The 15,551-nt window shown below is 65.0% G+C and carries 16 protein-coding genes; 2 read left to right on the plus strand and 14 right to left on the minus strand.

Annotated features, from left to right (window positions below):
• From CHB77_RS12985 to CHB77_RS13045, 13 genes are all read right to left on the minus strand, one after another.
• Positions 1 to 1,137, minus strand: a complete 1,137-nt coding sequence (locus CHB77_RS12985; RefSeq protein ID WP_089388645.1) for a TraB/TrbI/VirB10 family type IV secretion system protein — start codon at positions 1,135 to 1,137, stop codon at positions 1 to 3.
• Entirely contained in the window at positions 1,134 to 2,135 is a 1,002-nt protein-coding gene (gene trbG, locus CHB77_RS12990) for a P-type conjugative transfer protein TrbG (RefSeq protein ID WP_089388646.1), read from the minus strand. Before trbG ends, CHB77_RS12985 begins: the two co-directional genes overlap by 4 nt.
• The gene (trbF, locus tag CHB77_RS12995) at positions 2,132 to 2,821 is read right to left on the minus strand and encodes a conjugal transfer protein TrbF (protein ID WP_089388647.1); all 690 of its coding nucleotides are present in this window, start codon (positions 2,819 to 2,821) and stop codon (positions 2,132 to 2,134) included. The genes trbG and trbF overlap by 4 nt, the downstream gene beginning before the upstream one ends.
• A complete protein-coding gene (gene trbL / locus CHB77_RS13000; protein WP_089388648.1) occupies positions 2,818 to 4,179 on the minus strand; it encodes a P-type conjugative transfer protein TrbL in 1,362 nt (453 codons plus the stop codon). Before trbL ends, trbF begins: the two co-directional genes overlap by 4 nt.
• A 2-nt stretch (positions 4,180 to 4,181) precedes the next feature.
• A complete protein-coding gene (gene trbK-alt, locus CHB77_RS13005) occupies positions 4,182 to 4,448 on the minus strand; it encodes a putative entry exclusion protein TrbK-alt (protein ID WP_089388649.1) in 267 nt (88 codons plus the stop codon).
• Between the two features lie 14 nt (positions 4,449 to 4,462).
• Positions 4,463 to 5,236 carry a P-type conjugative transfer protein TrbJ gene (gene trbJ, locus CHB77_RS13010; RefSeq protein ID WP_089388650.1) on the minus strand — a complete coding sequence of 258 codons (774 nt, stop codon included), beginning with the start codon at positions 5,234 to 5,236 and terminating at the stop codon, positions 4,463 to 4,465.
• A complete protein-coding gene (trbE, locus tag CHB77_RS13015) occupies positions 5,233 to 7,725 on the minus strand; it encodes a conjugal transfer protein TrbE (RefSeq protein ID WP_089388651.1) in 2,493 nt (830 codons plus the stop codon). Before trbE ends, trbJ begins: the two co-directional genes overlap by 4 nt.
• A 10-nt stretch (positions 7,726 to 7,735) precedes the next feature.
• Positions 7,736 to 8,017, minus strand: coding sequence for a VirB3 family type IV secretion system protein (locus CHB77_RS13020; RefSeq protein WP_024353499.1), 282 nt, complete (start codon positions 8,015 to 8,017; stop codon positions 7,736 to 7,738).
• Entirely contained in the window at positions 8,017 to 8,349 is a 333-nt protein-coding gene (locus tag CHB77_RS13025; RefSeq protein WP_089388652.1) for a TrbC/VirB2 family type IV secretion system protein, read from the minus strand. Before CHB77_RS13025 ends, CHB77_RS13020 begins: the two co-directional genes overlap by 1 nt.
• Positions 8,346 to 9,293: a P-type conjugative transfer ATPase TrbB gene (trbB, locus tag CHB77_RS13030; RefSeq protein ID WP_425320184.1), complete on the minus strand. Its 948-nt coding sequence runs from the start codon at positions 9,291 to 9,293 to the stop codon at positions 8,346 to 8,348. The genes CHB77_RS13025 and trbB overlap by 4 nt, the downstream gene beginning before the upstream one ends.
• A gap of 195 nt (positions 9,294 to 9,488) precedes the next feature.
• Positions 9,489 to 9,998: a CopG family transcriptional regulator gene (locus CHB77_RS13035; protein ID WP_245559421.1), complete on the minus strand. Its 510-nt coding sequence runs from the start codon at positions 9,996 to 9,998 to the stop codon at positions 9,489 to 9,491.
• Entirely contained in the window at positions 9,979 to 11,964 is a 1,986-nt protein-coding gene (locus tag CHB77_RS13040; protein ID WP_024353495.1) for a conjugal transfer protein TraG, read from the minus strand. Before CHB77_RS13040 ends, CHB77_RS13035 begins: the two co-directional genes overlap by 20 nt.
• A 124-nt stretch (positions 11,965 to 12,088) precedes the next feature.
• Positions 12,089 to 13,048: a LysR family transcriptional regulator gene (locus CHB77_RS13045; RefSeq protein WP_035302746.1), complete on the minus strand. Its 960-nt coding sequence runs from the start codon at positions 13,046 to 13,048 to the stop codon at positions 12,089 to 12,091.
• A 195-nt stretch (positions 13,049 to 13,243) separates the two neighbouring features.
• Between CHB77_RS13045 and CHB77_RS13050 the strand changes: the two genes are divergently transcribed.
• Positions 13,244 to 13,753 (plus strand): winged helix-turn-helix transcriptional regulator, encoded by a 510-nt coding sequence (locus CHB77_RS13050; protein ID WP_042061242.1) that lies wholly within the window; start codon positions 13,244 to 13,246, stop codon positions 13,751 to 13,753.
• Between the two features lie 4 nt (positions 13,754 to 13,757).
• A complete protein-coding gene (gene fabF, locus CHB77_RS13055; protein WP_081650885.1) occupies positions 13,758 to 15,020 on the plus strand; it encodes a beta-ketoacyl-ACP synthase II in 1,263 nt (420 codons plus the stop codon).
• 34 nt (positions 15,021 to 15,054) lie between these two features.
• On the opposite strand, the gene CHB77_RS13060 is transcribed toward fabF, so the two are convergent.
• Positions 15,055 to 15,551, minus strand: a 497-nt coding sequence (locus tag CHB77_RS13060) for a LysR family substrate-binding domain-containing protein (protein ID WP_089388665.1), incomplete at its 5' end; no start/stop codon positions are given.

The raw sequence follows: 15,551 nt of genomic DNA on the forward strand, positions 1-15,551 counted from the left end.
TCAACCTCCTGCCGGCTCGAATACAAGGTCGCGGGTGACGATGATCCTGACCGGGAAGCCGGGGCGGATGGTGAGCGTGGGCACGACCTGCAACTGGCGCTGGACGATCTGCTGGCCGGCCTGATTGGCGGTATCCTGCGCGCCGTCGCGGATGGCGCGGATCAGCCGGTCCTCGTCGCTGGTCGCCAGCTCCGAGCCGACCGCGAGCAGCGTGGACAGCCCTGCGGCCTTCATCAGATCCCACAAGTGATAATCGACACCATCCTCAAGCCCGGCATAGCCCGATGCGTCCGCGCCCGGCAGCCGCTCCAGAACGATAGAGCGGCCGCCCGGCAGGATCAGGCGGTTCCAGACCAGCAACACGCGGCGCTGGCCGAAGGTAACGCCGTCATCATACTGGCCGATGATGCGGGTGCCCTGCGGGATCAGTAGCAGCGAGCCGGTGGGACTGTCATAGACGTTCTCCGTCACCTGCGCGGTGATCTGGCCCGGAAGGTCGGAACGGATGCCGGTGATGAGCGCGGCCGGGATCACGGCCCCGGCCTGAAGGATGTAGGGCGAGGCCGGCGGCGCGACGCGATCCGGCGCGACCGTCTGCCGGTCCACGGGTCCATTGAGGAAAGCTGCGTGTCGGTCCTGTGTCGCGGGCTGTCCACCAAGGCCGAGACCGGCAAGGCCGGGCATGGCCGTTCCTGCTGGCGCTCCCGTGCGCGGCCCGGACTGGAAGAACACGGTGCTTAAGCGTGCGGCTTCTTCCTCGGCGCGGCGGCGCTGTTCCTCGGGATCGACGGCGGGCGTCGTCATGACGGGGGGCGCGACCGGCTGCCCCCTGTTCTGCGCATCGAGGATCGGACGGCCGAGGTCGCCGGGCAATGCCGGCCCCAGGACAGGGCCGGTGTAGTCGCGCGGCAAGCCGGACAAGCCGTCCGCCGTGGGGCGGTTCTCGGTCGAATAGAGTTCGTCGCCGCCCGGTCCTGCATCGCGGGTCTGGAGCGCGTAAATCAGCGCCCCGCCGATGCCGAGCAGCGCGACGCCTCCGACGCCTGCCAGCATCTTGCGCGACAGGCGCGTAACACGGGGCGGCTCGGCGCGCAGCCGCATGGGCGCGGTGGTGTCGGTGATGGTGTTGTCTGTCATGACGGGGTGTCTCCGGTCGCGCTGGCGGGCTGCGCGGCGGCGGCCTGCGTCGGGTTGGTGCGGACGATCCTGACGACCTGCTGGCGATTGCCGCTGCCAAGGCGCAGTTCGGCAGCGCCGAACAGGCGATCCACGATCAGGACGTTCTGATGGATACGGGAATTGACGATCTGCTGCTCGCCATCGGAGCCGAGCACGAAGATCGGCGGCATCTCGCCCTGCACGATGCCGGCCGGGAAGACGACATAGACGCGCCTGCCATCGTCGAAGACGGAAACCGGCCGCCATGGCGGGCTGTCGCCCTGCACCTGCAAGGCGTAGCGATAGTTCCGCGCCGCCTCGGCCGGAATGACCGGCGCGGCGGGAACGGTCTGGCGCTGGCCTGCCGGCGGTGTGGGATAGGCCCATGCGACGGCGGGCATGTAGAGCGATTCCCGCGCGCGCAGCTCGATCATGTAGGTGCGCCGGTCGGTGGTGACGACAAGGTTGGTGGAAATGTCCGGCCGCGTCGGCTTCACGAGGATATGGACGCGGCGGTTTGCACCGCTGCCGCTCTCGGTGTCGCCGATGATCCATCGGGCGGTGTCGCCGGCCGCGATCGGCCCCGCGCCTGTCAGGCTTTCGCCCGGCTCCAGCGCAATGGTCGTGATCTGTCCGACTGCGGCATAGACCTGATAGAGCGCGCCTTCCGACCACGGATATATCTGGATCGCGTTGTAGTAGCCTTCCCGGCGCGGCTCGACTCGGGCGGCGGCATTGGCGTTCTCGACGCGGCCGGTCGGCGTGCCTGCGGCGGTGCCGCCGCGCGCCACGGTCCATGCGGGCGGGACATGCAGCGGCCGGGGCGTGTTGTCGGTCGCCGCCGCCTGCACGGTCGGGAGCGGCGGCACGCTGGCGTCGTAGCTGAATTGTGGCGTCCGGTTGGTGGCGCAGCCTGCGAGCATGGTGGCCGAAAGCAGCACGGCCGCGATTGCCGGGGTGCGGGTGATCGTTCTCATTGGCTCATCTCCCGCGACCACGAAATTGCATTGACGTAGATGCCGAGCGGATTGGCGCGCAGGCGCTCGGCGTCGCGCGGGGTCTGGATGACGATGGTCAGGATGGCCGTCCATCGTTCCGTGGTGGAAAGCTGGCCGTTCTCGAAATGGCGTTCCGTCCACGCTACGCGGAAGCTGTTGGGGGATGCCCGGATGACGCTGGACACTTCGACGGCGACCTGCTGGCGGCCGACCTTGGTGAAAGGATCATTGGCGCGGGCATAATCGTTCAATGCCGACGCGCCGCGATCCGTGGTCCATTCATAGGCGCGAAGCCAGTTCTGACGGACAATGATCGCATCGGCCGGAATAGCGCGGACCTGTTCGATGAAGCGGCCGAGATGGAACGCGATCTGCGGATCGGTCGGGCGATAGTCGGCATTGGCGGGCGCGACGGTCTGCGCCTGTCCGAGATTGTCCACCTGCACCACCCACGGCACCACGGTCCCGCGTGCGGACTGCCAGACAAGAGCGGACGCAAAGCCGGCAGACAGGATCAGCGAGCCGAAGGCCATAAGCCGCCAGTTCCGCGCCTGCACGCGGGCCGAGCCGATGCGCTCGTCCCAAACCTGCGCGGCGCGCTGATAAGGCGTCTCGGGTTCCGGCGTCTTGCCGTAATGGGTTGCCGGTCGTTTGAAGATGCTCATGAGCGGTCACTTTCGGAAAGGTTGACGGAGGAACCGGAGCCGTGGCTGTCGCCGGAGCGCACCGCATGGGCGGCCATGGTCGTGCCGTGGTTCACGGCCTGCGAGCGGCGCATCTGCTGCGCCCAAGCGGGAGGGTTGCCAGCCGGGCCGGCCGGCGATGCGACAGGATCGGCGCTCGCGCCGCCGACCGTGCCTGCGCTGGAAGAACCGCCGGTCACGCCAAAGGCCGCGCGTGCGCCATCGGAGAAGCTGGATTTGACGGATTCGCTGGCGCGAGCGGCGGCGCGCTTGAGAGGCGAGATGGCGGCCGAGCCTGCGGCGCGTGCGACACCGCCTAGGCCGGAGGCGACACCGGCCGCGCCGGACTGGCCGAGCGAGCCGACGCTATAGGCTGCGGTCGCCGCGCCCGCGGTGGCCGCACCTCCGCGGACGGCCGCGGCCCCGCCGGACAGGGCGGCGGCACCGCCCTTGGCGGCGAGCATGGTCGCGCCGCCAGCGGCGACGGCTGCGCCTCCAACCGCAAGGCCGGTTCCCACGGCCGCGCCCGCGCCGAGCTGGGGACCGCCCGAAACAATGCCGTTGGCGATACCGGGACCGAAGATGCCGAGGCCGAGCAGCGACAGCGCGGCGAGCACAATCGCCATGGCGTCGTCGATGCTCGGGGTCGCGCCACCGAAACCTGCCGTGAACTGCGAAAACAAGGTGCTGCCGATACCGATGATGACGGCGAGCACCAAAACCTTGATGCCGGAGGACACGACGTTGCCAAGCACGCGCTCGGCCATGAAGGCGGTCTTCCCAAACAGGCCGAAGGGGATCAGCACAAAGCCGGCGAGCGTCACCAGCTTGAACTCGATCAGCGTGACGAAAAGCTGGATGGCGAGGATGAAGAACGCCAGCACCACCAGCGCCCATGCAAACAGGAGGCACGCGATCTGGATGAAGTTCTCGAAAAACGCGATCCAGCCCATCAGGTCGGAAATGGAATCGAGCAGCGGGCGGCCGGCATCGAGGCCGGTCTGTGCCACGCGGCCGGGTCGCATCAGGTCTTCGACGGAAAAGCCGGTCCCCGACGCCATCAGGCCAAGACCGGCGAAGCTCTCGAAGACGATCCGGGCGAGGTTGTTCCAATTGCTGATGATGTAGGCGAAGACGCCGACGAACAGGGTCTTCTTGACCAGCCGCGCGATAATGTCGTCATCCGCGCCCCATGCCCAAAACAGTGCAGCGAGCGTCACGTCGATAACGATCAGGGTGGTGGCGATGAACGCCACCTCGCCGCCGAGCAGGCCAAACCCGCTGTCGATGTAGGAGGTGAAAACCCCGAGGAAATTGTCGATGACGCCCGTATTGCCCATGGTCAGCGCGCCTCGCTGCGGTCACGGCCGAGGAAACGGTCGCGGGATTCTGCCCATGCGGCGAGGCAGTCGGCGTCACTCGCCGCCGCCTCGCCGAGCCGCTGGCAACGGCGCAGGTTCTCGCGGAGCGGGTCAGTCGGCGGCTGTAGGACCGGCGCTGGGGGCGGCGCAGAAGGTTCGTCCTTCCGCGCCATGTCGATTGCGGTTACTGTCAAGGCAATCGCAACGAACACCACGGCCCCGAGCCGGGCCAGCATCTTGCCGTCCATGGCGAGCCTCCCCGTCAGTTGTTGCCGTTGTTGAACATCCGCGCGTTGCCCGGCTGGTAGCCGTTGCCGGGCGTCAGGAACCGCTCGCGCTGGATGCGGCCCTGTTCGGCGGCAGTCGCACGCTCCGCCTCCGTCAGCGCGTCGGCGCGGCCGTTCGCAGAGATGACCGCGATCAGGTCGGAAAGCTGCTGCGATTGAAGCGCGAGAAGCTGGTTGCCGGCCTGCGTAGCCTGCAATGCCCCGGTCGCGCCTTGGCTCTGACCGACAAGCGCCGCCATCTCCGAACGGTTGCTGTCGATGTTGCCGACAGCTCCCGCCTGCACGCGCATGGCGTCCTGCAAGCCGCCGACCGTGTTTTCCCAACGCGAGCGCGCATCCGCGACAAGCTGGGCGTCGGTCGCCGAAAGCGAGACATTTCCATAACGCTGCTGGAAAGCTTGGTCGATCTGCCCGACCTCGAACGCGATGTTCTGCGCTTGGCCGAGAAGCTGTTGCGTGCGCTGGACGTTCTGCTGGAGCGACTGGAGCGAGGAATACGGCAGGCTCGCCAGATTGCGGGACTGATTGATGAGCATCTGCGCCTCGTTCTGGAGCGAGGTGATCTGATTGTTGATCTGCTCCAGCGTCCGGGCAGCCGTGAGGACGTTCTGCGCGTAGTTGGACGGGTCATAGACGATGCGCCCGAAAAGCTGGGCGTGGGCCGGTGCCGCCGCCATCGGCGAAAGCGCGACGGGCACGGCAAGCGCCAACGCGAGGGCCGAAGCCCCGGCGATCTTGGAATAGGTCATGGAAGAATCTCCTGTGTGGGGTGGGTATCGAGCCGGGCCGGCGCGGCGGATTCCGGCCGGTCGGCAAGATTGGTGAGGTTCGGGATCAGGTCGGCCGCCCAATCGACGCCGCGCGCCTGTAGCCATGCGGCGAGGAAGCCGTCGCGGCCGGCCTCAGTGACGATCTGCGTGATGGGCGTCTGGTCGGATTTGGCGGATGCGGCGCAGAGCGCGAGGCCGACTTCCGACAGGCCAAGCTCGAACAGGCGATTGCCCCTGCGGCTTTGGCAATAGTAGTCCCGCTTGGGCATGGCCCGTGCGAGGATTTCGATCTGGCGGTCGTTGAGGCCGAAGCGGCGATAGATGGCCGTGATCTGCGGTTCGATGGCGCGCTCGTTCGGGAGCAAGAGCCGCGTCGGGCAGCTCTCGATGATCGCGGGCGCGATGTTGCTGCCGTCGATGTCGGACAGGCTTTGCGTGGCGAAGACGACGCTGGCGTTCTTCTTGCGCAGCGTTTTCAGCCATTCGCGGAGCTGGCCGGCGAACCCCTCGTCGTCCAGCGCAAGCCAACCCTCGTCGATGATGAGCAGCGTCGGCCGCCCGTCGAGCCGGTCGCCGATGCGATGGAACAGGTAGGACAGGACGGCCGGGGCCGCGCCGGTCCCGACAAGGCCCTCGATCTCGAACGCCTGCACGTCCGCCGATCCCAAATGCTCTGTCTCGGCGTCGAGCAGCCGGCCATAGGCACCGCCGACGCAGAACGGGCGTAGCGCCTGTTTCAGATCGTTGGATTGCAGCAGCACGCTGAGGCCGGTGATGGTGCGTTCCTCGACCGGCGCGGAGGCGAGCGAGGTCAGCGCCGTCCAAAGGTGCTCCTTCACCTCGGGCGTGATGGTCAGCCCCTCGCGCATGAGGATGGCGGCGATCCAGTCCGCCGCCCATGCGCGTTCATAGGTGTCCTGGATGCGGGCAAGCGGCTGGAGCGAGACGGACGCCTCGGCCCCTTCTGTCAGCCCGCCGCCAAGGTCGTGCCAGTCGCCGCCCATGGCGAGCGCGGCGGCGCGGATCGAGCCGCCGAAGTCGAAGGCGAAAACCTGGCTGCGCTCGTAGCGCCGGAACTGGAGCGCCATGAGCGCCAGCAGCACGGATTTGCCCGCGCCGGTCGGGCCGACGACAAGGGTGTGGCCCACATCGCCGACATGGAGGGAAAACCGGAACGGGGTTGAGCCTTCGGTCTTTCCATAGAGCAAAGGGGGCGCACCGAAATGCTCGTCCCGTTCCGGCCCCGCCCACACCGCCGATAGCGGGATCATGTGGGCGAGATTCAAAGTGCTGATGGGCGGCTGACGGACATTCGCGTAGGCGTGTCCGGGCAGGCTGCCGAGCCATGCATCAACCGCGTTGACGCTCTCGGGCATGGCGGTGAAGTCGCGGCCCTGAACGATCTTCTCGACCAGGCGCAGCTTCTCGTCGGCAAGGCGCGGGTCGGCATCCCATACGGTGACGGTCGCCGTGACGTAGGCCATGCCCGCCACGTCCGCCCCAAGCTCCTGCAACGCCATGTCGGCGTCGAGCGCCTTGTTGGCGGCGTCGGTGTCCACAAGCGCGGACGCCTCGTTTGTCATGACCTCTTTCAAGATCGCGGCGACGCTCTTGCGCTTGGCGAACCATTGGCGACGGATGCGGGTCAGCAGCCGGGTTGCATCGGTCTTGTCGAGCAGGATCGCGCGGGTGCTCCACCGATATGGGAACGGCAGCCGGTTCATTTCGTCGAGCAGGCCCGGCGTCGTCGCGGTCGGGAATCCCACGATGGTCAGCACGCGCAGATGCGCGTCGCCAAGGCGCGGCTCCAGCCCGCCGGTCAAGGGCTGGTCGGCGAGCAGCGCGTCGAGGTGCATGGGCACCTCGGGCACGCGCACACGATGCCGGTTGGTCGAGATGGTGGAATGGAGATAGGTCAGCGTCGCGCCGTCATCCATCCAACGGCACTCGGGCATGAAGCCGTCAAGCAAGGCCAGCACGCGGTCGGTGCGGTCGATGAAGCCGCGCAGGACTTCCCACGGGTCCACCCCCGTTTTCTCCCGGCCCTCGTAGAGCCATGCCTCAGTGCGGGCGGCTTCCTCGGCCGGGGGCAGCCAGAGGAAGGTGAGGAAGTAGCCGGACACGAAATGCGCGCCCGCTTCCTCGAAACCGGCCTTACGCTCGGCATCGACCAGCGCCGACGCGGGATCGGGAAAGGTGCTGTCGGGATAGGTGGCGGCTTCGCTGCGCTGCGCCTCGACGAAGATGCTCCAGCCGGAGCCGAGGCGGCGCACGGCATTGTTGATGCGGCCGGCGACGGCGACTAGCTCGGCCGCGACGGCGGAATCCAGATCGGGACCGCGAAACTTCGCCGTCCTCTGGAAACTGCCGTCCTTGTTGAGCACAACGCCCTGACCGACCAGCGCGGCCCATGGCAGATAATCAGAGAGGCGCGCGGCGGTGCGGCGGAATTCGGAAAGGTTCATCATGGCTGCACCCTCAAACCGCTAAATGACCGGGGATGCGGAGATGCCGCCGCCCGACCTCGACAAAGAGGGGATCGCGCTTTGCCGCCCATACGGCCGCGAAGTGGCCGATTGCCCAGATGGCGATGCCGATCAGCCAGAGGCGCAGGCCGAGGCCCACGGCTCCGGCCAGCGTTCCGTTCATGATGGCGATGGCGCGCGGAGCGCCGCCGAGCAGGATATGTTCGGTCAGCGCCCGGTGAACCGGGACCGTGAAGCCCGGCACGGCGTCCAGTTGCTCGAACGCGACGGCCATCAAACGAGCGCCCCGCCGCCGAACGAGAAGAACGACAGGAAGAAGCTCGACGCGGCGAAAGCAATCGACAGGCCGAACACGATCTGGATCAGACGGCGAAAGCCGCCGCTGGTGTCCCCGAACGCGAGGGTCAGGCCGGTGGCGATGATAATTATCACCGCGATAATTTTTGCGACGGGTCCCTCAATGGACTGAAGGATTTGCTGAAGCGGTTGCTCCCACGGCATCGACGATCCCGACGCATGGGCGGCCGGGGCGAGCATGAGGCTGATGGCAAGGGTGGATGCGGCGGTCGCGGCGATGCGATAGCCGCGCGTGAGCGTGCGGATCATGAAGATTCTCCTGTGCTGGTGGGGATTGCCGAAAGGATGGGATGCGTGATGCGGTAGTCGCCGTCCGGCCCCAGCCCTTCGACGCGGGCAAGCTCGGCAAGCCGGCGCGCGGAACCGCGCCCGGAAAGGACAGCAACAAGGTCGATTGTCTCGGCGATCAGGGCGCGCGGGACGGTGACGACAGCCTCTTGGATGAGCTGTTCAAGGCGACGGAGCGCACCGATGCCGGTGCCTGCATGGATGGTGCCGATGCCGCCGGGGTGTCCCGTTCCCCACGCTTTCAGGAGGTCGAGGGCTTCCGATCCGCGCACCTCGCCGATGGGGATGCGGTCGGGGCGCAGGCGCAGCGAGGAACGCACCAGATCGGAAAGCGTCGCCACGCCGTCTTTCGTCCGCATCGCCACTAGATTGGGCGCGGCGCATTGCAGCTCGCGCGTATCCTCGATGATGACGACGCGATCCGCCGTCTTCGCCACCTCGGCGAGCAGCGCATTGGTCAGCGTGGTCTTGCCGGTGCTGGTGCCGCCCGCCACGAGGATATTTGCGCGGGAGGAAACGGCCGCGCGTAACGTCGCGGCCTGATCGGTGGACATGATCCCCGCCGCCACATAGTCGTCGAGGCTGAACACGGCGACGGCGGGCTTGCGGATGGCGAAGGTCGGGGCGGCGACCACGGGTGGCAGCAGGCCCTCGAATCTTTCGCCAGACTCCGGCAGCTCGGCCGAGATGCGCGGGCTGCGGGCATGAACCTCCGCGCCGACATGATGCGCGACCAGCCGAACGATGCGTTCGCCATCGGCGGCGGACAGGCGCTCGCCCGTATCGGAAAGCCCTTCGGACAGGCGGTCGATCCACAACCGCCCGTCCGGGTTCAACATCACCTCGACCACGGCCGGGTCTTCGAGCAGCCGGGCAATGGCGGGGCCGAGCGCGGTGCGCAACATGCGTGCGCCGCGCGCAATGGCTTCCGGTCTTTGGTGGTTGGTGGTCATGTCGGCCCCGGCTTCTTGCGGGGACGCGACAGGCCATCCCCGGATCGGGGTCGATTAAGAGAGGCCGAAATCTGGCCGGTTCAACAAGTATCTAGCTGCGTGCGGTGATCGGCGGCGAACGGCGGTAAATAGGATGGGTCCGAATACTTATTCTTGATCGCCGTTGCTCTCGGACTCGTCCGGCAACGGATCGTCGGGAAGTGAGTCGAGGTCACGCGACAGCTCTTTGAGGAACCTGTCGCCCGTCGCCAGACGCCGTCCGAGATTCTGCATGAAGCCCTCAAAGCGCTCCGCGCCTTTGGCGCGGGCAGCGGATTGTGCGGCTCCCGTAAGCGGCGGCGTGAGGGTCATCCAGAAATGGATGAACTGCGCGACCGCCTCGCCAAGGACGGCGAGATCTAGGTCGAGCGTGTCGATCTGGCGGCCGAGCTTGTCCAAGCGGCGCGACATGGCGGCTTCAAGCTGGTCGGCGGAATCGCCGGACAGGTAGGACATGACCGCCGCCTCAACGATGGCGGATTTCGAGACATTGCGGCGCAGCGCCACCGAGCGGCGCAGCGCCATCGCCTCGATCTGTGGAATGAGCGCGGGGTCGAAATAGAGATTCAGGCGGGTTCTGGTTGCCATGGGCGTATCCTCAAAGGTCGATTCCATCATCGGGGTTCATCGCCACCTGCCGCGCCACCATCCTCATGCGCTGGCGCATGGCGCGGGCCTTGGCCGCGTCAACGTCCGGCTCGTCGTCCAGAAACTCGAACTCCTGTTCGGGGGATGGCGGCGGGGCGACGATTTCCTCATGCTCGGGCAATTCCGGCTCGCGGCGGATGCCCGCATTGGCCGGATCGCCTTCGGCCTCGCTTCCGCACGTCGCGGAACGGCTTTCCGCCGCGACCACGCGGCCGGACCAATCATCGGCGGATGGGCTGGGCGCCAGCGGAGCGGCGACCAGATCGGGCGGGGTCAGGATGCGTTCCTGCAATCGCGCATCCTCGAAATAGCGCGCCTTGATGGCGCGGATCGGCGGCGTGCCCGCGACCATGACGATTTCGTCGGTGGGTGGAAGCTGCATGATTTCGCCCGGCGTGAGCAGCGGCCGGGCCGTCTCCTGCCGCGACACCATCAAGTGACCTAACCACGGGGCTAGGCGGTGCCCTGCGTAGTTGGTGGAGTCGCGCAGCTCGGTCGCCGTGCCTAATGCGTCTGAAACACGCTTCGCCGTCCTTTCGTCGTTCGTGGCGAAGCTGACGCGGACGTGGCAGTTGTCGAGGATCGCGTTGTTCGGGCCATAGGCGCGCTCGATCTGGTTGAGGCTCTGCGCGATCAGGAAGCCTTTGATTCCGTAGCCCGCCATGAAGGCGAGCGCCGATTCAAAGAAATCGAGCCGGCCGAGCGCCGGAAACTCGTCCAGCATCAATAGCAGCCGATGGCGCTTGCCGGAGGTGGTCAATTCCTCGGTCAACCGCCTGCCGATCTGGTTGAGGATCAGGCGGATAAGCGGCTTTGTGCGGTTTATGTCGGACGGCGGCACGACAAGGTAGAGCGTGACGGGCTGGCGGCTGCCGACCAGATCGGCAATGCGCCAGTCGCATCGCGCCGTCACCCGCGCCACCACGGGATCGCGGTAGAGGCCGAGAAACGACATGGCGGTGGAGAGCACGCCCGACCGTTCGTTCTCGGATTTGTTCAACAGCTCGCGGGCCGACGACGCGATGACGGGATGAACGCCCGCCTCGCCGAGATGCGGCGTATCCATCATGGCGCGCAAGGTCGCCTCGACCGGACGGCGGGGATCGGACAGGAAGTTGGCGACGCCCGCCAAGGTCTTGTCCTTCTCCGCATAGAGAACATGCAGGATCGCGCCGACCAGCAGCGAATGGCTGGTCTTTTCCCAATGGTTGCGCTTGTCGAGACTGCCTTCGGGATCGACCAGAATATCCGCGATGTTCTGCACGTCGCGGACTTCCCATTCCCCCTGCCGCACTTCGAGCAGCGGATTGTAGGCGGACGATCTGGCGTTCGTGGGATCGAACAGCAGGACGCGGCCATGCTGGGCGCGAAAGCCGGCCGTCAGAGTCCAGTTCTCGCCCTTGATGTCGTGGACAATGCAGCTTCCCGGCCATGTCAGCAGCGTCGGTACCACCAGCCCGACACCTTTGCCGCTGCGAGTCGGGGCGAAGCACAACACATGCTCCGGCCCGTCATGGCGCAGATAGTGCCGGTCGTATCTGCCGAGCACCACGCCATCGGGGCCGAGCAGACCGGCGGCGCGGATTTCGCGATCCTCCGCCCATCGCGCCGAACCATAGGTGGCGACGTTGCGCGCCTCCCGTGCCCGGATGATCGACATGAGGATGGCGGCGGCGATGGCGATGAAACCGCCGGACGCCGCGATGATGGCACCTTCGACGAAGATTGCGGGCGCATAGGCGTCAAACGAAAACCACCACCAGAAGAAGGCCGGCGGATAATAGACCGGCCAGCCCGCCAGCTCGAACCACGGATTGCCAAGCTGGAGCTGGAAGCGGAGGCGGAACGCCGTCCATTGCGTCGCTGCCCACACCATCACCAGAACGATGGTGAAGACGACAGCGATTTGACCCCAAAGGATTCGGCCTCCGCGCAATGCAGGCTCCAGTCGGCAAAAGAAACGGAGCCGATCAGAGAGTAGGCAAAACCGGACAGGCAACAGGAAAGGGGGTGCGGGAGGGCTACCGGATACTATCGGCGGCAAATAGGACGGGTTGCGTTCACCGCCATCCGGCCGGGTGATCGCCGCTGCGCAACTGGCCGGGCGAATCGCCGCAACGCCTCATATTGTTTGCAAGGTTGAGCAGGTTTTTCAGGGTGGCGCTGCGATTGAACGGCGACCAGACGGCGGTGAACGCAACCGGCTCTGGCTCATCGGCGAAAGGCAGGAAGACGATGCCGGACGTGGGCAGCAGCGCCGTAGCTGCTCCGACGATGGTGATGCCGAAGCCCTGTCCGACCATGGACAGCAGCGCGCCACGCCCCACGTCGAAGCGCAGGATTGACGGCGCGGGCCAGCGCCCGGCATGGCGCAGCACGATATGGCTATGAACCTGCGGACCTGTGCCGCCATGCCGGACAAGAAACGTCTCGCCTGCCAGATCGGCCCATGTGACGGCCGACTGCCCGGCGAGTGGATGCCCATCCGGCAGCACGGCAACCAACTGTTCGGTCCAGATCGGGTGGGTGTGGCAGTCTGGCAGCTCGGGCGTGCCCGCGACAAACACCACGTCCAGCCGGTCGGCGCGAAGCTGCATCACCGCTTCGCGAGCTGTCCCTTCCGTCATCTCGACTTCAACGCCGGGATGGTCCTCGCGGTATTGGCCGATCAGCTTTGCGAGGAAGCTGTGCGGGATCAGGGCATGGATACCGATACGAAGCCGGCCGCTTTCTCCCGCTGCCGCCATGCCGGCGGTCTTCACTGCATGGTCCAGTTGATCGACGCCGGCCGCTATCCGCTCGACGAAGTGGTGTCCGGCCTCGGTCAGTCGGACGCCGCGCGCGTGACGCTCGAACAGAAGGATACCAAGGTCTTCTTCCAGCGCCTTCACGCGGGCGCTGACGCTGGATTGCGCCACGCCGAGCGCATTGGCGGCGTGGCGGAAGTTCAGATATTCGGCGACGGCGAGTGTCTGGATCAGCGATGCGAGGGGGATACGCGATCCGAGCGTGGTCGGCATACCCCATGGGCAACCATCCATCGGTGCTGATCGCCGCCGCATCGCTCAAATGCCACTACAGTGCTTTGTTCCACGCCGTAGCAGACGCAGGTGCTTGGCTCCCTTAGAATGACGCATTGGATTACCCCTCCTACTATGTCGCCTACTGCGCATAGGTGACTTGCATGATGGAAGTTACACCATTATGGATGTGTCATGCAACGAACAAGCTTTCTGTCATTCGAGTGTCCCGCAGCCCGAGCGCTGGAAAGCGTCGGTGACTGGTGGAGCATCCTGATCCTGCGAGACGCCTTCCAAGGGCTTAGCAAATTCGATGAATTCGAGAAGAATCTCGGTATTTCCGCGAACATTTTGGCGAGGCGATTGAAGCATCTCACGGCGGAAGGACTGTTTGAAAGGCAACGATACAATGATCATCCGCCTCGATTTGAATACGTCCTTACCGACAAGGGGCGAGATTTCTATCCGGTAGCAATCGCCCTGTTCGCATGGGGGAACCGGAACCTTGCGCCCAATGAAATAGCCATGCGCCTTGGTGACAAGAAAACCGGACAGGAGAGGACCGCCGTTATCATCGACGCGAATACAGGAGAAGCAATCACTCCCGAAAACACCGTTCTTCTGGCAGGCCCCGCCGCAACAGAGGAAACGATGCGCGTCATAAATCGCATGAAGCGAATAAGCTCAGAAAAAGAAACGGAATAATCCAATGCGCCGAATTGTTGTAACCGGCATGGGTTTAGTTGGCCCCCTTGGTTCTGGCACTGAAATAAGCTGGAAAAGACTCCTCGACGGGAAATCGGGAATCAGGAATTTGCCTGATGAAATCTCCAATGATCTACCGGTGAAAATCGGGGGAATCGTTCCCAGCCTGATTGAAGATTCCGAAGCCGGTTTTGATCCAGATTTAATCGTTGACACAAAGGATCAACGAAAAATGGATCGCTTCATTCTGTTTGCACTTGCGGCCGCGAAGGAGGCTCTTGAAACGGCAGGATGGCATCCCACGAGCGACTACGAACGTGAGCGCACGGCGACAATTATCGCCTCTGGTATAGGCGGGTTTCCTGCTATCGCTTCGGCAGTTCGCATAACGGATACACGGGGAGCACGGAGGCTCTCACCGTTTACCGTGCCGTCGTTTCTTGCCAACCTTGCAGCAGGACACGTTACCATCAGGCATGGATTTACAGGCCCAATTGGCACGCCTGTAACCGCCTGCGCTGCGAGCGTTCAGGCCATCGGAGACGCCGCGCGGCTGATACGCTCCAACGAAGCCGATATCGCTCTGTGCGGTGGAGCAGAAGCGTGCATTGACAAGGTTAGTCTCGGGGCATTTGCTGCCGCGCGAGCACTATCTACCGGCTACAATACTACACCTGAAATGGCGTCAAGGCCGTTCGACACCGAGCGCGATGGTTTCGTAATGTCCGAAGGGGCGGGTCTGATCGTCATAGAAGAATTGGAACATGCCCTTGCTCGGGGTGCCAAACCCATAGCCGAATTGGTAGGATACGGCACAAGCGCTGATGCACACCATGTGACTGCCGGTCCAGAGGACGGTCGAGGCGCGGCCCGTGCAATGAAAATCGCGCTACAAAGTGCCGGTTTGAAGCCCAACGATGTTCAACATCTGAACGCTCATTCAACCTCCACCCCCGTAGGGGATCGAGGAGAAATAGCCGCGATAAAATCCGTTTTTGGCGATCATGATGTAGCTGTAAGCGCCACGAAGTCAGCGACGGGGCACTTACTCGGTGCCGCTGGCGGCATTGAGGCGATCTTCACGATACTCGCCTTACGGGATCAAATCGCTCCCCCAACGAGAAATTTGGAGAGCCCCGATCCTATTGCCGTAGGTATCGATCTGGTTCGCCAATCTGCACGGCCTGTTCTCATGGAACATGCCATTTCCAACGGATTCGGCTTTGGCGGCGTTAATGCAAGTGTCGCTTTCCGGCGATGGCAATAACAGTCCCGGACGGTGCTTCCGCGACCACTTCGGCTCACGCCCTCGCTATCCGTGGCAGTACTGAATTCGTGCAGACCTGCCGGCCCATGTCGTTGGCGAGGCTGAGCAGGTTACGAAGCGCCGCGCTGCGGTTGGACGGCGACCAGACAGCCGAGAAGGCGACCGGCTCCGGCTCGTCGGCGAAGGACAAGAAGACAATGCCGTTTGTCGGCAACAGCGCCGTGGCCGCGCCGACGATGGTGATGCCGAAGCCCTGTCCGACCAAGGACAAAAGGGTGCCACGCCCCACGTCGAAGCGCAGGATCGACGGCGCAGGCCAGCGCTCGGCATGGCGTAGCATGATATGGCTATGAACCTGCGGTCCAGTGCCGCCATGCCGGACAAGGAACGTCTCGCCTGCCAGATCGGGCCATGTGACGGCTGACCGCTTGGCGAGCGGATGCCGTTCCGGTAGCACCGCCAAGAGCGGTTCGGTCCATGTGCGACGGGAATGGCAGTCGGGTGGTTGGGGCGTGCCCGCGACGAACGCCA

Origin of the sequence: Paracoccus sediminis, assembly GCF_900188295.1 — a bacterium.
Classification (GTDB): Bacteria; Pseudomonadota; Alphaproteobacteria; order Rhodobacterales; family Rhodobacteraceae; genus Paracoccus; species Paracoccus sediminis.